The organism is uncultured Sulfitobacter sp. (assembly GCF_947500075.1).
Taxonomy (GTDB): Bacteria; Pseudomonadota; Alphaproteobacteria; order Rhodobacterales; family Rhodobacteraceae; genus Sulfitobacter.
This window is the reverse complement of sequence record NZ_CANMQS010000017.1, coordinates 1-18,225: the sequence shown is the minus strand read 5'-3', so window position 1 is coordinate 18,225 and position 18,225 is coordinate 1. Positions and strand designations below refer to the sequence as shown.

Here is an 18,225-nt window from a genome sequence, read left to right as displayed (position 1 = left end):
ACATTCTTCTCGTCATTTAGATTCTCCAGTTTCATAAACACCTTATCTCGGTGTCCACGAAACCGGCAGCAGGCCAGACTCTAGCGCAGCTGCAGCGAAAGCTCACTAGGTCCCGCATGTTACCAGTTCGTGCGCGGTGCAGCGAAAGGCGATGTTTCCCAAACCGTCCATTCGTGATTTTTGCAGCTAAGGTTTCCTTGGAGCCCATAGGAGACCAAAAGATTCTTCGCGGCGCATGCTCGCAGAACGGACAATTCAGCACCCACGCAAATTTGGACGTGACACTACGACGTTGCGGTTGGACATCCATAATAATCGCACCTGGAGAGAACGGCTTCCGATTAGTTGGAAGGACGAAGATAGCTGTAGTTTCGACAGCACTGATGACTGTTTTCTACTGCCTAAGGTCGCTGTTTGTCTGCAAACAGCAGTTTCAGATACGTACGAAACAGCATGATCTGCTCAGAAGCGTTGTTGTGTTCGCGAAGGGCGCGTTGCAGGACCAAGCCGCCTTCTACCACGCCGGACACCATATCGCCGAGAGCGTCCATATTGACAGCCTCACGAGGCTCATAGACCTGCGCTATCTCTTCGAACATCCCCCGGAACCGCTTGCGCCAACCAAGAATAGCCTGCCGGTTCAGATCGCGCACGCCCTCATCAAACAAGCGATCCTGATAGGCTGTTGAGGCAATTACGCAGCCAGGATGTCCTGTTGGCATCTCTTCAAGCATCTCGGCCAAAAGCTTCAAACCTATGAGCATGCAATGAAGTGGGTCATCGTTGAGTTCGCGGGCGCGCGCAAAGAGATCATCATAGAGCGCGTTTTCGGCATTAATGTAGCGTTCCAGCATTGCCCGAGCCAATGCGTTCTTGTCTTTGAAGTGATAAAAGAACCCGCCACGTGAGATTTCGGCCCCGGCCACGATCTCTTCGATTGACGTGGCCTCAAACCCTTTTTCGAGAACCGCCGCCTCTGCAATGTTAAGGATTCGGCTGCGTGTATCAACTTTTTGATCCATTGATCCCATCCTGACTGTACTGCGAGTCCAGTTGACCCCTTTTCAATGGCCGGGCGCCGATCATGGCGCTGCTTTCGCCGCTGAAAATAAGGGCAAAAACAGATTCAGGCAACCGTACCACGCGGCAACTATCGGCCCGATACAGCCTCAGGCTAGTCCTTTTTCATCAACTGCAAAGGAAAACCTCGATGCGTATTCAAGAATTGACCAATGCCAAACGTTTCTTTCTCTCCGACGGAGGGCTTGAGACATACATGCTCTTTGAGAAGGGATATGACCTTCCTTGCTTTTCAGCGGCGGTGTTGCTCGACTGCGAACCGGGACGCCGCGACCTGACGGAGTACTTTGAGCGCTTCATCGGCATTGCGCGCCAATCCAATCGTGGCTTTATTCTGGATGCACCGACGTGGCGCGCCGGAACAGCTTGGGCCGGTCCATTGGGGCAGACCCTTTTGGAGGTCATTGAGACGAACAAACGTGCCGTTGCCTTTGTCTCTGACATCCGTGACCAGCAAGAAACTTCGGGCTCTCCGATCCTGATCAACGGTCTGGTCGGCCCAGCGGGCGATGCTTACGCACCCGATACAATGCTCGCCCCTCAAGACGCGTTGCTTATCCACGCCCCGCAGGTCCATGCCCTGGGCAAGGCAGGCGTGGATATGATCAGCGCAATGACGCTGACCCATGCCGGTGAGGCCATTGGAATTGTACAGGCTGCCAAGGAAATCGACATCCCAGTCGTCATTGCCTTCACCTTGGAAACTGATGGATGTCTGCCGTCCGGTCAGTCGCTGGGCGATGCCATTGCCGAGGTCGATGCGGCAACCAACGGCGGCCCGATCTACTACATGATCAATTGTGCCCATCCGGATCACTTCCGAGATGTGATTGACACGTCTGAGGCATGGACGCTGCGCATTGGCGGTCTTCGCGCCAATGCTTCGCGGATGAGCCATGCCGAGTTGGACGAGGCCGAGGTATTGGATGCCGGTGATCCGGTCGAGCTTGGTCAACTCAGCGCGGAGCTTCTTGCGCTCCTCCCGAACATCCGTGTGATTGGTGGCTGTTGCGGCACTGATCATCGGCATGTGAGCTGCATTGCCGGGCACGATCACGCCCGCTCGGCAGCCTGATTTCTATCCACTCCCAACACATTCTCCCTGAAAGGATAACTCCAATGTTGAAAACACTAATTTCTTCCTCTGCCCTGATCTTATCAATGACCAGCTTTGCACAAGCGGACGCCCCGACGGCATTTGACGTGGCCGAAGATCATACCCGTATCCATATGGCGGCAGCGCCCGTGCACGAAAACGGGATGCCCGCGCACGGCAACGCTTTCGTCAGCCAGGGTTACATCTACCCCGAAGGCACACTTGCCGATGGTGTCATCGGCGTTCTCGAAGACGGCAGCCCCGTTTTCCCAGAGCTGGTTTTGGGCACCTGGACTTGCGATGGCTACTTTGTGGGCGAAGCCGGGAACGCCACGACAGGTGTGTGGGTCATCAGTCGGCAAGTCTTTGCCTTTGATGACGGCGCAACGATCATTACGCAAGGCACTGAAATCGCAGATATCGGCAAGGCCAACCTGCGCCCCGTGACTGGCGCAACCGGCCCATACGCTGAATTTGATGGCGGTCTGATCCAGACCACGTTGGGCTTCAACGATTTCTGGGGTCTGAGCGCGACCTACACGTTTGAAGATCACCCGATGGACAAGGAAAAAGCCCAAGACGCTTCTTACTCTGGCCAAAACCCCATTGATGAAGATGACCATCTGGATTGGGACTCCGGCGTGCCTGTCGGCCCGGTCTTTGATGCCAGTGTCATCCCGTCGATCTAAGGCCTGACGCTTGCGGTCGGGGCCGCCTCCCGCCCCGACCGCACCCAGCTATCTTCGAAAGGACCCTCAAAATGAATATTCAAACGACGTTTCTGATCCGCCAGGCAGATGCCTCTGATGCAGAAAGTCTGGCGAGGCTGATCAACCTCGCGGGTGAAGGCATCCCGAATTGGCTGTGGGCCCGCGCCTGCGTCGAAGGGCAAACGCCGCTGGAAATCGGCATCGAGCGGGCCAAGCGCACGCAGGGCGGCTTCTCTTACACAAACGCATTGGTCGCAGATCGGTACGGCTATCCCATTGGCATGGTTCTGAGCTATGCGATTACCGCAGCGCCCGCTGAAAATCCCGACGATTTGCCTGCACCAATTGCCCCATTTGTCGCTTTGGAAAAACTGTCGGTCGATACTTGGTTTGTGAATGCTCTGGCTGTGTTTGCCGAAGGCCAGAATCTAGGCATTGGTACGCAACTGCTTACGGCGGCAGAAGAGTTGGCGCAGGCAAACGGCTTCCGGGAAATGAGCATTCAGGTCTACAGCCAGAACAAGGGTGCAGTTCGACTCTATGAGAGGCTTGGGTACCAGCTTGTGGCACGTGAACCCGTGCGTTTGCATCCGTGTCCGCCGTACTACACAGGCGACGTTCTGCTGCTCATCAAGAAGCTCAAGAACCGCCCGAAATCTTGAGCGTTGCGCTCAACAAACTGCATTTGTCCCCAAGTTTGGAGATGTGCCATGGCCTCGAAAATGTCACCCATATCGGTACTGGCTACGTTGTCCATTACGGCTTTGGCAGCGGCCTTTGCAGCGAAAGCTGGTGAGCAAACCCAGCTGTCTGTCCCACTTCCGCGGCCACTTGAGGACACGGATTTCCTCTACGACGGAGCACCTGCACCGTCGCTTGTAGAACTTGGACGGAACCTGTTTTTTGATCCGGTTCTGTCTGGGAACGGAAACATTTCCTGCGGCACTTGCCATGATCCCGCCTTGGGGTCAGGTGATGGATTGGCGCTGGGTATCGGTGAAGGCGGGGTCGGCGCGGGTCCGGATCGCGCAACCGCCGATCCTGTGACCGGCAGGGTGCCACGAAACGCGCAACCACTCTGGAACATTGGTGCGCGCGGCTATGTCTCGATGTTTCACGACGGTCGGGTCGAGGCATTGGATGCCTCTCACACGACGCTTGCGATCCGCAATCCTGCCGGGCGGGATTTGCCCAATAACATATCTGGTGTGCTGACGGCACAGGCGTTCTTCCCGGTCACTTCTCCAATTGAGATGGCAGGGCAATATGGGGAAAACCCAATTGCGGACGCTGCACATCACGAAGATCGACCTGCGATATGGAATAAGTTGGCGCAGCGCGTTGCGGCGCACACAAGCTATTTTGAGATGATGCAGTTTGCTTTTCCGGAGATCACATCTCCCGATCAAGTCACCTACAGCCACATCGCAGAAGCGCTCGCCGCATTCCAAACTGTCGCCTTTCGGTCAGACCAAAGCCAATTCGACTCGGTAATGCGCACTGGTGAATTGTCGATCCTGACGCCTGCCGCTCAAAACGGAGCCGACCTCTTCTATGGCAAAGCCAAATGTGCGGATTGCCATAGCGGACCGCTCCTCACGGATCACCAGTTTCATGCCATTGCGGTGCCTCAGATTGGACCGGGCAAGGGGCATGGAGGCGACATGACCTACTTGCGAACGACCGGCCTGCCGGCTCGAACTGAGGACGAGGGTCGTTACCGCGTTACGGGCGATCCTGCGGACCTGTTTGCATTCCGCACGCCGTCCCTGCGTAACGTTGAACTGACCGGTCCTTGGGGGCATAGCGGTGCGTTTGACAAATTAGAGGATATGGTGCGACATCATCTTGACCCACAAACAAGCCTCACCGCATTCGATCCGGCAGAGGTTTTGTTGCCGCCTCTTGCAAGTCTTCAACGCCTGAAATCTCGGGGGTCTGGCTTAAGCTTTGCGCCGCTGGAGGCCGGTCGGCGTGCGGCCTTCGACCGACGGGACAGCTGGGTCATGCGCTCAAGCGATTTGCGTCAGCGTATCGCTTTAGCAAACGTCCTGACACCCATTGCGCTTACCGAGGAGGAGATCCGGGATCTTGTTTCGTTTCTAGAAACTCTGACCGACCCATCTGCTCTCGACCGCAGTGAGATGATCCCCATCCATCTGCCCTCCGGACTGCCTCCGCAACCTGCGGCAGCGGTGTCAAATCAACATGTCTCTGAGACGGAATGAAAAGGGCCATACAACGGATATTGGGATAACTCTCGAAAGGAAATCGGCATTGTGTGCCGTAGCGCCCCCGACGCTCTATCACACCTGACCAGAACCCTCATTCCAGCGGAGCGCTGTCCGCTTTTGACCGCAACAAAAACCCAGAAAGGGACGAAGACAATGATTACACCAGTGAAACCGGACCACATCGCGCCGCCTGCCAGCCACTATACGCATGGCTTCTTTATTGATGCGGGCGCCAACTGGATGACCCTTTCCGGCCAGTTGGGCGAAAGGGCAGACGGAACCTGCCCCGACAGCATTGAAGAACAGGCCCGAATCGCGTGGGCCAACGTGTTGGCCATTCTCGAACAGAAGGCCTTTGGCCTTGCGAATGTCGTCAAAGTCACAAGCTACATCGTCGGGGAAGAAAATATTCCGGATTACGTTGAGGTGCATCGTGACGTCGTTGGCGAATACCTTCCTCCCTGGACTTTGGTCGTCGTCGCGGCGTTAGGGCATCCGCATTACAAGATCGAGATTGACGTTACCGCAGCCGGGTAGGCGAAAATCATCCGCTATCACTATTGCACAGCGCATCATCAGTAAGTGCTCTTTGACAATGTGGTTGCAGACCGTCGTGGCACAAGCGGCCTGCGAGCGAAGAAGCGGATTGAAATCGAGCTTCCAGAACCACTTTGAATGGCTGCTGTGGCGAAAGCCACTTCAGCGCAACAAAAAACTTGCCGCGATCGCGAATTGATGCTGCTTGAGCGAAGGCTGGAAAGCATATGGCGGCAAAGTCCGCGATGCGTAAGTTCGAACAATCATGGATTTTGGCAGCGCAGCGAATGTCGGCAATGCGGGCTGCAGCCGCAGCATCTCGAACATGCGCTCATCCTCGCATTCCAAAGTGACAGCTTAGCGGTACTACACGTTGATGGATGACCAAGCAGCGGCCAACCAAATCCCAGCCATGATCGACCAGATCGCGCTCTGGCAGCGCAACATAACAACAGCACATATCGCAACCGCCGCCGCCTCGCGCCATCCGGCTTGAGCGATAATGGAGGCAACCAAAGCAGCAACAACGGACACTGCCATCGCATCCAGAAATCGTTCGATCCTGTCAGAAACGGCAATCCGGCTCATCAACACGGGTCCCGCAATTCGACTGCAGAACGTAACGAAAGCAATCACCATGATGGCTAGCCACAGTGTCAGATCATTGTCCACGAACAGCCCCTGCAACGCCCCCCACGAGTGCACCGGCGATGATGTTCCAACCCGCCGGTAGCCAACCCAGCGTCATCACGCTGACACCCGTGGCGAAGACCGCCGGCGCGATAGCGGATCGGTGTTTCAACCTTTCCGTCATGACCGTTGCGAAAAAACAAACCATCACAACGTCAAACCCGAAGGAGTGCAGCGACCCTGCCGTGGTGCCTGCATAGGTACCGATGGCCGTCCCCAAGATCCAGTTCAGCCACAGGACCAATCCACCACCAAGCAGGATGCCGACGTCTTTTTCGCCCGCCTAGAATGTACGGTGGCTGTCGGTGAAATTTGGATCACTCAGCAACCCAAGCGCCAACCATCTCTTGTGCAAGGGCAACTGGTTCAACCAGGGAGCAAGGGCAGCGCCAGTAATCACGTGGCGCCCGTTGATGGCAAAAATCACCAATGCAACGGAGATCAGATTTGTCGGATGGGGCCAGAAATCAAGCGCTGCAAATTGGGCCGCACCTGAAAAAACGACCGCACTCATCACGAATGCTTGGGGGCCTGTCAGCCCCTGTTCGATCGCAGCAACTCCAAAGCCAACGCCAAATGGAAAGACAAAAAAAGACAGAGGCGCGAGGCGCCTGGCTCCAGACAAAACCCCTATCCACGTCAGCGTGACGCTGTTGGCATGGTGGGGTGTGTCGGGCAGCTTTGATCTAACCATTACTTAGGTTAGATCACATTTGGACTTTTGGTCAACCGCTACAGTGGTTAGACAGGGCCATGACCTACAGTACTTCTTCACCCGTCCGACCCATTGGCGGGCGTTTGGCGCTCGATTTTGTAAACACTGCAAACTGGTCGGACGACGGCACAGTAATAGATGAGAAGCTTTCGAACACGGCGGATCTACGTATTTGGATGGAAGCTCTTAATCTCACTGAAGTCGGCCAAACTGCCACCATAGAAGAATTGCAAGCGCTCAGGGCCAAGCTGCGGTCCTTGTTTCTTGGCAATGAGAAATCGCTGGACTTCAATCTATTCGATTACGCTTCGCTCCCAAAATCGCAACTTGCATCTCACGACCTAACCGTAGATCACGTTCCGCTGGTCAACCTCATTACTATTTCCGCGCTCTCTATCCTGAGCGATCAACGTGAGTTTCAACGTTTGAAGCGATGTCCGGGGCGCAATTGCGGATGGCTTTTCATCGACGAAACCAAAAACGCGCGCAGAAAATGGTGCATCATGGAAACCTGTGGAAACCGCTTCAAAGCCGCAAAAAACTATGCCAAGAAGAGCCGCCAGCAAAGGCACTGATGTCTACAGTTGCTAGATATCAAGAACCCATTTCTCTTAAAAGCCTTGTCGACAGACGCTCAATTTCTTGGGCCTCCAATCTCTCTTTGGCGACAAACCTAATCACTGCGCCGTTCCAACATGACGACATCTCGCCATTGACCAGCGTACGGTCCATACGTCATCTGCCCTATCCTCGACCGGACACCAAGGCGCTTAAAGCCGCAAGCCTCGTGTAAGGCCAGGCTTGCCTCGTTTTCGGGAAATATTTGCGCGACCAGCGTCCAATAGCCCTGCTCCTCAGCCTTTGAAACGAGTGCTAGTAGCAATTCCCGGCCTAAACCCTTGCCTTGCCTCTCTCTCGATACATAAATTGAGACCTCACCTACGCCTCGATAGACTTCGCGGGCTGAAGTCGGGCTAACACCCGCCCATCCGAAAACACGCCCATCATCTAATACAACCAAGGCAAGCCCACGTTCGGCTCTGTAGGCTTGTTCAAAACTGGTCCAATCATGAGGTTCTTGGCGAAACGAGGCATGTCCCGTTGCTAAACCTTCAGCGTCTATCCGGATGATTGAAGGTGCATCACTTTCGTTGGCGATGCGCAACTCGGTCATGTCCAAACCGCCACGACCGAGAGCAAGAGGGCCATGCCAATGCAGGCTTGCAAAATTGCACCACCTGTCAGAATGCGGATTGCACGCGCCTCGCTTGTTTCGTGTTCAAGAGCATCGCGCCGGACCAACCAGTAATAGCTGTCATTGGGCAGGATGGCGATGAAAGAGCCGAGGCAAATGGCAAAGACAGCAGCAATTGGTTCAGCACCGCTCACGACGACGATAGGTGCGGCGACGGGGGCGACAGCTGCAAACGTGGCCATCGACGATCCTTGAGCAAGCTTAAAGATCACCGTCAAGGCAAACAGCGCCAGCAGGGTTACAAGCCCGCTCCCGTTTGGGACAAGGCGATCTAGTGGAACCAGCATGGTCAATACCCCACCAAAGGCGCTTGCTGCGCCAATCACCAGCAAGAGAGACCCAGTGCGCCGTACCGCACTATCCAAACATTCGCGCCTTGCTTTATGGGGTGTTTGCAACAGCGCCAGGATCGCGGCGCAAAGCAACGCGCCCTTCGGCATCAGGAGAAAGTCAATGATACCGATGCCCGTCTGCCCGACAACGCCGCCAACGATCAACAGTGCGGTCATTACCAAAAATGGGGCAAATGTGAGGATAAGTCCTGCGCTGGTTTGCTCGGTAGCCGCAATGGGGGCGCTTTCCACCGCTTTGTTGGAATAACGCGCCCAGAATAGACCCGTCATCCACACCGGCACTGTCAACAGTACACCGGCAAAAAGCAATGTGACAGGCGGTACCGCTTCGGTGACAGCCGTACCCAACCCGGCGGCGACAATTAGTGGACCCGCTGGATAGAGCAGTTTGAACCCTGCATATGCCCCAAAGGCAAGTTCGAGTTTGTAGCGCCCTGCGGCAGGTGAAAGGGCCGCGTAAGCGGTATCAGGACAAATCATCCCTGCCCCGGCAACGGGCGAGGCAAAGGCCGTCGCGCGTCCTGCCGCTTCGGAGGCGACATTCTGGCGGGACAACGCAGCAGCCAGCGTAAATGAAGGCAAGAGGATAAGAGCAAACTCACCCAATGCCCGCCCAAAACCCAGGTTATAGGCAGCGACCAAGTCAACTGAACCCATGCCGCTGCCCAATCCGAGTATCAACGTTAGTGCGACCATCCATACAACGAGTGGGAGGTCGGGAACCAAGCGTGAACGACTGGGGGTCTCGGCTTTTGCAGTGTTAACGTCAGTCATCAGTCAGCGAACCTTTCATATGCAACTCGACTCATGGTACTAGGCAGGAGATACTTGGCAAAATGAGAAGAATCTGATTTCATTATGCGTACAAGTCATGCAAGACCGTCACTGCGTTCTTTGCAGGTATTTGAATCAGCCGCCCGATGTGGCGGCTTCACTGCCGCAGGCGCGGAATTGGGAATTACCCAAAGTGGTGTGTCACGACAGGTCTCCGACCTGGAAGGGATATTGGGGATTTCACTATTTGTGCGGAATGGCGCAAGGCTTAGGGTGACACCTGCGGGACAGCGGCTGGCAAATCAGCTGGCCGAGACGTTCTCAGCCACCTGGACAGCGGTCAACGAAGCCGCACAATCAGATCACGTGGTAACCCTGTCCATGTTACCATCGGTTGCCGCCCGCTGGCTCGCGCCCCGTCTGGAACAGTTCATGACGGCCCATCCTGACATTGACCTGCGCATCACTGCATCCAGGCATTTGGTCGATTTCGCAAAGGAAGGCATTGATGCTGCAATCCGGTACTCCCCCGCCCCGCCCCCTGACCTCGATGCGGTCAAACTCGCCGATGAGACAATCAGCCCCGTTTGTACCCCAGAATTTGCGCGCCAGAACAGCATAACCCATCCGGATGATTTGTCGCGCGTGACACTGCTTCATGGGGATCTGCCAGAAAACTGGGACGCTTGGTTTCGGGAAGCCGGTTGCACCATTCTGCCCCAGCCTGGACCACGGTTGGGGGATGATACCGCAATTCTACAGGCGGTTCTGAACCACCAGGGTGTGGCTCTGGGGCGGTCCTTGCTTGTCGCAGATGAAATTGCCAACAGCCGCCTGATCATGCCTTTCGACGTGTCGTTGAAGGCCAGCTATGGGTACTGGTTTGTGCGGCCCAAAGATAGGCCAAACAACGCCCTGACAGCGGTGGGGAACTGGGTCAGCGAGGAGTTCGGAGAGGGATGCTGATCGGCCCATCGCGCCACGTTGGTGCCTAAGGCGATTAGTCAACATTCATTCTATAGACGACGAAGTTGGTATCCCTGCCGAGCTGATCATAGAGGCGCCGCGCCACGGTGTTTTCTGCCTGCGTGTGCCAGTAAACGTCGCCGACCTGCCTAGACCGGCATAGCTGCGTAACGCCATCAATCAATGCGCGCGCAACGCCCAAGCCCCGCGCGTCCGGCGCAGTAAAGAGGTCCTGCATGTAGCACGTCTGTTGCAGCTGGATTAGGTTATCATGAAAGGCGACATGGGCAAGGCCCACCAGTTTCCCGCCGACCAAGGCAACCAACCCGTCTACCGAACTTTCAGGGTCCAGAATGCGCCTCCAGGTCGCCTCGACCACGTCCTTTGGGAGCACGGTATCGCCCTTCCGGCCATAAAAGGCGTTGTATTGCGCCCAAAGTTCCATCCACGCATCTTTGTCCGCAGAAACAGGTCGGGCAACGTCGACGGTTCTAGGGGTGGCTCTCGACATCATAGTCCTTTCACGTCACCAATGCCACTCAATATAAGTGAAGCGCCAATCACCCCGAATACGCCGGCAAACACCGCCTCGGTGACGCGCCACATCCTTTGATTGGCGGCAATAGCGGCTCTCATTGAAAACAAGACACCATAGGAACCATAGACCATGAAAGCTGCAATCGCGAACACCGGGCTCAACCCTGCCACCTGCCAGGCGGTCATACCAGAGCCAAACAAAAACGATGCAATAGCTGTCCACATCAGCGCGGCGGCGGGGTTGGTCAGGACAACCAACGCGCCATGCCGAAAGCCAGCCCATGCCGTCGCTGCGTGATGGAAATGATCAAACGCCACCTGTTCTTGACATAGCACAGCCCGAAGACTCTTAAGCGTCAGCCATAAGAAGTAGCTCCCCCCGAACACTTTCATGGCGCCCAGCAACACCGGGGCAGTCTGTAAAAGCACACCGAAACCGCAGGCGACCAATATCGTCCACGTGAACACACCTGCTGAAATGCCCGCCGCGACGTGCAGCGCAAAAAAGCGACCTCTGTTCAGCGCTGCAGATGCAACTGCAGCGAGGCTTGGACCGGGCATGGCGAGGGTCACAACGACGCTTGCAAGCCCGAGGATGACAACTTCAGATGGATAGGCAGGGTCAAGCATCACTGGCCGTTCGTCGCTAAGGTGCGGACGATTTGAGCGCAGGGTCGTCTCCATAACCCGCGCATCACAGGATCCAGCGAGAGAAACACCAAAGTGATCAAGATGATCTGGCGACACCCTAGGTCCTGGTCGACGTTTCTAGATAGGCAACTCACGATTCAAGGGTCAGTCGATCAGGATCAAACAGAGAATACTGCTCACGATCAGTAAGCAACCGACAAGCTCTAGCCTGTTGATCGCTTCTTTGAAGACAAAAACGCTCGATCCAAAGGCGAACAACATCTCAACCTGCGCAACCACCTTCACCAGGGCCGCTTCTTGCAAGGTGAATGCCGCAAACCAGCAAAGCGTGGCAGTCGCGCCCACAAAGCCCACCATCAAAGAAGTCTTCCAAGCGGCAATCACATGGATGATCTCTTCGCGGTTCATAAAGAGCAGCATCAAAATTGTCTGAAAGACAATTCCGACCAACAGCGTTGTCGCGGCCTGAATGACAAAATCCCCTGATCCAACACTGCGCGCGGCTGTCTGAAAGCCAATCGCCGCGAGGGCAAACAAGGTACCAGAACCCAAGCCAATCAATGCGGTCTTGCCAGCATTGGAAGACATCAGTTGTTCGCGAGAGATCCCAGTACGCGCAACGGAAATCAAAGCCAAACCAACAACCGCCATGAGTATCGCGAGCATCGACGACAGGCTGAACTGAACGCCGAACAACACAAAGGCAAACAGTGCCGTTTGGACTGGTTCGGTTCGTGCGTAGGCATTGCCGACGGCAAAATTCCGCAAGGAAAAGAGATGTATCAAAAGGAAAGTGGCTAAGATCTGTGAAATGGCTGCGATCACTACCCAAACCGCAAATTTGCCGTTCAAGTGAGGGACGCCCGCATCAAATCCCCAAATCAACAACACCCAATAGAGTGCTGCAAATGGTACGCCAAATCCAAAGCGTACAAAGGTAGCCCCGGTGGTCCCCATAACGCCTTTGAGTTGTTTTTGAAGCGTGGACCTCAAGTTCTGAAGGAACGCGGCCGTGATGGTGATCGGGATCCAGAGTTCCATAGTGTCCCAGACGTGTCTCACTGAAAGGATGAGGGGCAACGGCATCGATAGCCGATTGGATGAAACGCGATAAGAACCGCCGATCGCAATAGGTCGAAGGTTGTTACCGAGAGAAAACCGCCGTCAGGATGGCAGTATCAAGTGAATTTGCCCGGGTCATAAAACCAACCAACGCCGCGCTTGCATCTTCATCAAGGTCAAGGTTTTTAACACCAAGCGCATGTACACGGAACTGGTAGCGATGCACGGCCCCCTCTGGGGGACATGCGCCACCGAAACCTGCCGTTCCAAAATCTGTTCGACTTTGAATGGCACCATCGGGCATCCCACCGTCTTCGGATCCAGCGCCTTGTTTCAGTGACGTCACCTCTGCGGGTATGTTAAATGCGACCCAATGCCACCAGCCGGAGCCTGTTGGCGCGTCAGGATCGTACAGGGTCACGACATAGCTTTGTGTCCCTTCTGGTGCGCCGCGCCATACCAGCGCCGGGGACGTATTGCCGCCGTTGCACCCAAAGCCCTGCAAAACAAACTTCTGATCAAGGTGCTGGCCTTCGGCAATGTCAGGGCTAGTGAGTTGAAACGAGCCTTCCGCATGGGTTGGCGCGCACAGCACTGCAGAAAGGGTTGCACCCAAAATACTTGCTTTCATCACGATATCTCCGAAACAGTGTCTGCAGGTCAGTCTGTGCCAAAGCGTTGCCAAAGGTATTGCGCGAGCCGGTCAACTTTTTACGCTATGCGCTCACTTGTCCCGAGCGTCCCAGCAGGTTTCTGGGAGCGACGGCAAAGCGCGCCTTGAAGGCCTCATTGAAGCGGGATTGAGAACTGAAACCACTTGCGAATGCGATCTCTGCCAATGAACGATCTGTGGTCTGAATAAGCATCAGCGCATGAGATAACCTTGCATCGCGCAGTTCCTGCGAGAAGCTTGTATTTTCTTTGCTTAGCTTCCGCCTGAGGGTCGATTCGCTCAATCCAAGCGCATGCGCTGCATCCTCAGACTTCCATGACCTTTCAAGATCAGCCTCAAGCAAGTCCCGAAGTCGGGCAGTCACAGCGGAGGGCGATGCCGGTTCAAGAGCTACTCCCGCCTCTTGCATCCAAATGGTCAGCTCTTTGAACCAGTGCAGGAGGATGCGATCCGATACGGAGCTGCTGATCAGTGCGCCAACCAATCTGGAAAAGGCATGGCTGAATCCCTCATGCATTGCCCCGGCTCTGGATTTGCGTGAAAGATCGTCGATTTGCGCGTCTCTTACACATTCAAGGATGGCTGCTTCGTTGATCACGAAACCCTCAGCCCGGTACAGCCCGTGATCATCCACATGGTTTGAGACAGTCAACCGCTCTCCACGGCGCAGATACGCAAACTCCCCTGAGCTAACCCGAGTCGTCTCTCCGGCTTCGTCAATAATGATCTTTTCCCCGAGACAAATTCGTAGCAGCAAAAAATGTGAAGTATGAAGTTGGCGAAACGTTGCACTGCTAGACTGCTGCACCTCGAGGTATTCAATCTGAGCTTTGGTTTGCACTGGGTTTATCATGAAATGCTTTGTCGTTATCGCAGGTCGCTTTGGCAAGTCAGCAGTCTCATACGCTCTGGTCTCTCACTGACCAGGTGGGTTCCGGGACGATGACTTTTGCTCTCAGATTGACTCCCGCAGGAACACCGCGACACTGCATCTCAATATCCAATCTTTTCAAGCATTGGATCAATGATAGCGAGGAGTTTCTCAGCCTGCGCTTTATCATCCTCCAACAGCTTGCGGATGTCTGGATCCGCCTCTGACCGCAGATGCTCTTCGATGTCCTGCAACTCCGCGATCCAGTCATCGCGTCGTTTCTTCCAATCCTCCAGCTCCTGGCGATCCTCCTTGGTCATCGGGCCTCGAACACGCGCGGTGCCGGCATTCATGTCGATGATCACCTGATCAGGGTGCGGCAACGGTTGCGGCAAGTTGGTGATACTAAGCGCTTCGCGACGCTGCAATTCGCGCTCCCATTCCACTTTGTACTCGATTGCGGTCCGCAACCACTCATCAGCCAGAGCCTTGTTCTGGCGTTCTGTGGAGGAGAGCATCTCTGCAAATAGCCGCTGTGCCCGGTGCTGGCCCTTGGCGGCGTTGACCGCAAGCGCGCGCACGATTGCCTGCGCCATCGGCACCGAGACGTTGCGGTCACCGTCACGAACCGTGATCTCGCGGTATGCCTCATCTAGAATGATGCTTTTGAGTCGCTCATCATTCAAAGCAGGGCGCTTGTTCTTCGCACCTTTCGGCCGCCCCTTGGGGTTACCCGATTGCCCCGGCTTGAAGCGGCTGCCGGTTGGCGGCTTGGCATAGCCAACATCGTAGTCTGCTTGGGATGGAACGGCTGGCAGTTTTGTAGGCTTTGGAGCGCTCATTCAGCCGCCTCCAGACATGCATCTTGCCGCGGCCAACCGCAGACCAGTTGCTTTGCATCATCTCTGGCAAAGGCCTCCCACCGCGCGAGGATACGATCGCAGTACGTCGTGTCTAACTCACAGATGAAGGCGCGCCGCCCGGTCTTTTCCGCCGCAATCAGCGTGGAGCCAGAGCCGCCGAAGGTGTCAAGAACAATGTCCCCCCGCCCCGAGATATCCCGGATGGCATCCGCAATCATCTGCACTGGCTTCACCGTCGGATGCAGCGCAAGCTCTTCCATCCTCCCTGCACGCATCGTGTTGACACCTCGGTACTGCCAAACATTGGTGCGGTACCGCCCGTGCTGGCCCAACTCAAAGGTGTTGATGTGCGGGGCAGTGCCGCTCTTGAAAGCAAAGATTAACTCATGACGAGAGCGATAGAACGTTCCCATGCCACCATTGTCTTTGGCCCAGACAATGAGGTTCTTCAACTCGGTGTAGACCCCCTGCCCGGCCTCCAGCAGCTCAGACATGTGACGCCAGTCCATGCAGAGGAAGTGGATCGATCCATCAACGCTGTGATCCGCCAAGTTGCGCATGGCCTTGGTCAGGAAGTCCGTGAACTGGGCAGGCGTCATCTCACCTGATGCCATCGCGAACTCGCGGTGCTGGATCTTACCGGAGTTGCCGACATGCCCATCGATTGGGACGTTGTACGGCGGATCAGCAAAAACCATCCTGGCCATTTCGCCGTTCATCAGATCGTCAACCACACCGGCATCCAGGGCGTCTCCACAGACAAGTCGATGCCGACCCAACTGCCACAGATCACCTGGACGCACCCGCGCTGGCACCACGTCTGGAACTCTGTCATCCGCCGGATCATCCGGCTCCTCCGGTGCTACCGTCTCCATCAAGCTGTCGATCTCGGGAATCGAGAAGCCAATCACACCAACATCAAAATCCAGATCCTCCGACATCAGCGCGCCAAGCTCCGCCGCCAATAGGTCATCGTCCCAGCCCGCATTCAGCGCCAGCTTGTTGTCCGCCAGCACATAGGCCCGCTTCTCCGCTTCGCTCATGTGGTCGAGGTAAAGGCATGGCACCTCTGTCATCCCTAAGAGCTCCGCCGCAGCGACCCGACCGTGCCCGGCCAAAATCGTGCGGTGCTCGTCAATCAGCACCGGATTGGTGAACCCAAAAGTCTCGATGCTGTCAGCGATCTGGCGAACCTGTTTTCTGGAGTGCGTCCGCGCATTACGCGCCCAGGACTTGAGGTCGCGGATCGCGATCATCTCGATATTTCTCGAGGCCATTTAGGCTCTCCTTTTCTGGTGCTCGGCCGAATCTGTCTGATCAGCCCTCTTCGTATGATTTATCTTACGACTGGCATGTCGTCAATCTTACGCGTATAGCTTCGTCAGACAAACCGAACGGGAGAGACAAGATGGACATCGGAGAACGTCTGTTCAGCCTGCGCCAGAAGACCGAAGAGTCTTTGCAGGACGTTGCTGACAAGGTCGGCGCATCAAAGGCGCATGTTTGGGAATTGGAGAAAGGACGGAGCAAGAACCCCTCCTTTGATCTGGTCCGGAAGCTGGCAAAGCACTTTGGCGTTAGCATTGAGGTGATGACTGGTGAGGCCGAAGAGCCCGGTCAGAAGGATGTGAAGATCGCCCAGATGAACCGCAACCTAGAGGCACTTAGCGAACGGGACAGAGCTGTCGTGGAGCAGATGATTAAGACGATGGCGTCTAAACCCAGCAGGAGCCGCTAACATCCCTGTGCTCAACCGCATTGATTTGGCTGACATTCATGCACCCAAGCGACTTGCGGGCATGGTGTTGGATATGCTCGGACCGCTGGATGGCGCTGTTCCAGTGGTCCAGGTTGCGGAAGCATTGGATATCTCCGCGGTGCACATCGATCGGTTCGACGGTTTTGAAGGCATGCTGCTCACAGACAGAAGGCGCACGGATGGCGTGATCCTGGCAAATACACGACGCGGAGATCGCCGTGCGAGGTTTACGGTAGCCCATGAGCTTGGGCACTTCTTGATGGAACGACATGTGCCATCGGATGAAGGAGGTTTCCGGTGCATGCCTTCTGACATGCACGAGAAAAGCAAGGCAGAGCGGCACTACCGGCAGGAAGCAGAAGCCAATCGATTTGCGATTGAACTGCTGGCTCCGGCGCACCTTGCCGTACCCCTACTTGTAGATCCACCTGACCTTCGCCAAGCGCTTTCAATGCGCGATCTGCTGGACCTTAGTTTAGAGGCCTGCGTTAGGCGGCAGATTGAGCTTGCGGACCAAACTCTCGCGGCGATTTGGTCACACGAAGGCCGGGTTCGGCACCCGGTAAGGTCCAGGGCATTCCCGTTTCTAACCTGCCAAAAAGGGCACGCGCTTCCAAAAGAAACGGCCGGGTTTCGAGCCATACAAAAAGGGGAACGGGGCATCACACGTATGACCGAGACCTCCGCTATTGCTTGGACGAACAACCCTGAGATCGAGATTTGGGAGCAAACCCGGATCGGCAAGAATGGACATGCAGTTACGCTGCTTTGGGCTGACATGCCCGACGAGGGCGACGATAATGGCGAAAGTCATCGCGAACTCGGGATGCCGACTTTCCGGTAGTCAGCACTGGGCGCACGTCCCTGTAATGCGATCCCCCTTCCCTGTTCTTCGTCGGTCTCTACCTGTTACACAGCGCTAAATTCCCTGTTCCGCAAAGAACAGGGAAATGGTCTCCAACCCACTGTTATGTCGACATGAACCAGGTCACTAACCGGCTAGGATGGGTCAAATGGATGCGAAAAACTCCGGAAATCCCTGTAAACTCCCTGTTAATCGGCCAACTTGGCGAGACTGGATAGCCGCAGACTGGCCGCACAGCCATACACTTCCTAAGAAACAATCGGTGCGAGCGCCCTGCGCAATAGTGGCGCGTTTTCAGTAGGTTATGGGCTTGGTCACATGCCGTAGACGCTGTGATCAATGGCAATCGGGGTCAATACCGGCAGAAGTCTGAGGTGGCCAATTCGGCGGTGCAAGTATCCGGCAAAACCGTGGTGTTACAGAGCTTGATTCACCTAACGCATCTCCAAGCGTAAGGTGATCAGCCCCACTTGAGTGGTCCAATTTGATTGTTAGTGCATGATCGGCCTTTGGTCCATCTGGACAATGGTTTCT

General features: G+C 55.5%; 22 protein-coding genes. 9 read left to right on the top strand and 13 right to left on the bottom strand.

Annotated features, from left to right (window positions below):
* Window positions 1–401: 401 nt before the first annotated feature.
* On the bottom strand, window positions 402–1,022 hold the full coding sequence (locus tag Q1A91_RS23520; protein WP_299883319.1) for a TetR/AcrR family transcriptional regulator: 621 nt from the start codon (window positions 1,020–1,022) through the stop codon (window positions 402–404).
* Window positions 1,023–1,084: 62 nt separating this feature from the next.
* Here Q1A91_RS23520 and Q1A91_RS23515 point away from each other — a divergent pair, with 62 nt between their 5' ends.
* The 5 genes from Q1A91_RS23515 to Q1A91_RS23495 all read left to right on the top strand — a co-directional run bounded on the left by Q1A91_RS23515 (window position 1,085) and on the right by Q1A91_RS23495 (window position 5,657).
* Window positions 1,085–2,155, top strand: a complete 1,071-nt coding sequence (locus Q1A91_RS23515) for a homocysteine S-methyltransferase family protein (RefSeq protein ID WP_299883316.1) — start codon at window positions 1,085–1,087, stop codon at window positions 2,153–2,155.
* An 86-nt stretch (window positions 2,156–2,241) separates the two neighbouring features.
* Window positions 2,242–2,865 (top strand): hypothetical protein, encoded by a 624-nt coding sequence (locus Q1A91_RS23510; protein WP_299883313.1) that lies wholly within the window; start codon window positions 2,242–2,244, stop codon window positions 2,863–2,865.
* Window positions 2,866–2,936: 71 nt separating this feature from the next.
* Entirely contained in the window at window positions 2,937–3,548 is a 612-nt protein-coding gene (locus tag Q1A91_RS23505) for an N-acetyltransferase (RefSeq protein ID WP_299883310.1), read from the top strand.
* A gap of 48 nt (window positions 3,549–3,596) precedes the next feature.
* Window positions 3,597–5,114 (top strand): cytochrome c peroxidase, encoded by a 1,518-nt coding sequence (locus Q1A91_RS23500; RefSeq protein WP_299883307.1) that lies wholly within the window; start codon window positions 3,597–3,599, stop codon window positions 5,112–5,114.
* A gap of 159 nt (window positions 5,115–5,273) precedes the next feature.
* Window positions 5,274–5,657 carry a RidA family protein gene (locus tag Q1A91_RS23495; protein WP_299883304.1) on the top strand — a complete coding sequence of 128 codons (384 nt, stop codon included), beginning with the start codon at window positions 5,274–5,276 and terminating at the stop codon, window positions 5,655–5,657.
* 162 nt (window positions 5,658–5,819) lie between these two features.
* Here the strand turns inward: Q1A91_RS23495 and Q1A91_RS23490 are convergent, their stop codons facing one another.
* From Q1A91_RS23490 to Q1A91_RS23480, 3 genes are all read right to left on the bottom strand, one after another.
* On the bottom strand, window positions 5,820–5,984 hold the full coding sequence (locus Q1A91_RS23490; protein ID WP_299883301.1) for a hypothetical protein: 165 nt from the start codon (window positions 5,982–5,984) through the stop codon (window positions 5,820–5,822).
* A 39-nt stretch (window positions 5,985–6,023) separates the two neighbouring features.
* Entirely contained in the window at window positions 6,024–6,329 is a 306-nt protein-coding gene (locus Q1A91_RS23485) for an AzlD domain-containing protein (RefSeq protein ID WP_299883298.1), read from the bottom strand.
* A 301-nt stretch (window positions 6,330–6,630) separates the two neighbouring features.
* Window positions 6,631–7,041 carry an AzlC family ABC transporter permease gene (locus Q1A91_RS23480; RefSeq protein ID WP_299883295.1) on the bottom strand — a complete coding sequence of 137 codons (411 nt, stop codon included), beginning with the start codon at window positions 7,039–7,041 and terminating at the stop codon, window positions 6,631–6,633.
* 59 nt (window positions 7,042–7,100) lie between these two features.
* Between Q1A91_RS23480 and Q1A91_RS23475 the strand changes: the two genes are divergently transcribed.
* Entirely contained in the window at window positions 7,101–7,637 is a 537-nt protein-coding gene (locus Q1A91_RS23475) for a CGNR zinc finger domain-containing protein (protein WP_299883292.1), read from the top strand.
* 98 nt (window positions 7,638–7,735) lie between these two features.
* Here Q1A91_RS23475 and Q1A91_RS23470 read toward each other — a convergent pair whose 3' ends face one another.
* Together Q1A91_RS23470 and Q1A91_RS23465 are read right to left on the bottom strand one after the other, a co-directional pair.
* Window positions 7,736–8,236, bottom strand: a complete 501-nt coding sequence (locus Q1A91_RS23470) for a GNAT family N-acetyltransferase (protein WP_299883289.1) — start codon at window positions 8,234–8,236, stop codon at window positions 7,736–7,738.
* Entirely contained in the window at window positions 8,233–9,444 is a 1,212-nt protein-coding gene (locus Q1A91_RS23465; RefSeq protein WP_299883286.1) for a hypothetical protein, read from the bottom strand. The genes Q1A91_RS23470 and Q1A91_RS23465 overlap by 4 nt, the downstream gene beginning before the upstream one ends.
* 84 nt (window positions 9,445–9,528) lie before the next feature.
* Here Q1A91_RS23465 and Q1A91_RS23460 point away from each other — a divergent pair, with 84 nt between their 5' ends.
* Complete coding sequence (locus tag Q1A91_RS23460) at window positions 9,529–10,410, top strand: LysR substrate-binding domain-containing protein (protein ID WP_299883283.1); 882 nt, start codon at window positions 9,529–9,531, stop codon at window positions 10,408–10,410.
* A gap of 34 nt (window positions 10,411–10,444) precedes the next feature.
* Here Q1A91_RS23460 and Q1A91_RS23455 read toward each other — a convergent pair whose 3' ends face one another.
* From Q1A91_RS23455 to Q1A91_RS23425, 7 genes are all read right to left on the bottom strand, one after another.
* The gene (locus Q1A91_RS23455; protein ID WP_299883280.1) at window positions 10,445–10,855 is read right to left on the bottom strand and encodes a GNAT family N-acetyltransferase; all 411 of its coding nucleotides are present in this window, start codon (window positions 10,853–10,855) and stop codon (window positions 10,445–10,447) included.
* 65 nt (window positions 10,856–10,920) lie between these two features.
* On the bottom strand, window positions 10,921–11,631 hold the full coding sequence (locus Q1A91_RS23450) for a LysE family translocator (protein ID WP_299883277.1): 711 nt from the start codon (window positions 11,629–11,631) through the stop codon (window positions 10,921–10,923).
* A 111-nt stretch (window positions 11,632–11,742) separates the two neighbouring features.
* Entirely contained in the window at window positions 11,743–12,639 is an 897-nt protein-coding gene (locus tag Q1A91_RS23445) for a DMT family transporter (RefSeq protein ID WP_299883274.1), read from the bottom strand.
* 103 nt (window positions 12,640–12,742) lie between these two features.
* A complete protein-coding gene (locus Q1A91_RS23440) occupies window positions 12,743–13,291 on the bottom strand; it encodes a YbhB/YbcL family Raf kinase inhibitor-like protein (RefSeq protein ID WP_299883271.1) in 549 nt (182 codons plus the stop codon).
* Between the two features lie 85 nt (window positions 13,292–13,376).
* Window positions 13,377–14,186 carry an AraC family transcriptional regulator gene (locus tag Q1A91_RS23435; protein WP_299883268.1) on the bottom strand — a complete coding sequence of 270 codons (810 nt, stop codon included), beginning with the start codon at window positions 14,184–14,186 and terminating at the stop codon, window positions 13,377–13,379.
* 140 nt (window positions 14,187–14,326) lie between these two features.
* The gene (locus Q1A91_RS23430) at window positions 14,327–15,046 is read right to left on the bottom strand and encodes a DUF5681 domain-containing protein (RefSeq protein ID WP_299883265.1); all 720 of its coding nucleotides are present in this window, start codon (window positions 15,044–15,046) and stop codon (window positions 14,327–14,329) included.
* Window positions 15,043–16,344, bottom strand: coding sequence for a DNA methyltransferase (locus Q1A91_RS23425; RefSeq protein WP_299883262.1), 1,302 nt, complete (start codon window positions 16,342–16,344; stop codon window positions 15,043–15,045). The genes Q1A91_RS23430 and Q1A91_RS23425 overlap by 4 nt, the downstream gene beginning before the upstream one ends.
* A gap of 131 nt (window positions 16,345–16,475) precedes the next feature.
* Between Q1A91_RS23425 and Q1A91_RS23420 the strand changes: the two genes are divergently transcribed.
* Window positions 16,476–16,805, top strand: coding sequence for a helix-turn-helix transcriptional regulator (locus tag Q1A91_RS23420; protein ID WP_299877800.1), 330 nt, complete (start codon window positions 16,476–16,478; stop codon window positions 16,803–16,805).
* 7 nt (window positions 16,806–16,812) lie between these two features.
* The gene (locus tag Q1A91_RS23415; protein ID WP_299883259.1) at window positions 16,813–17,670 is read left to right on the top strand and encodes an ImmA/IrrE family metallo-endopeptidase; all 858 of its coding nucleotides are present in this window, start codon (window positions 16,813–16,815) and stop codon (window positions 17,668–17,670) included.
* Window positions 17,671–18,225: the final 555 nt, after the last annotated feature.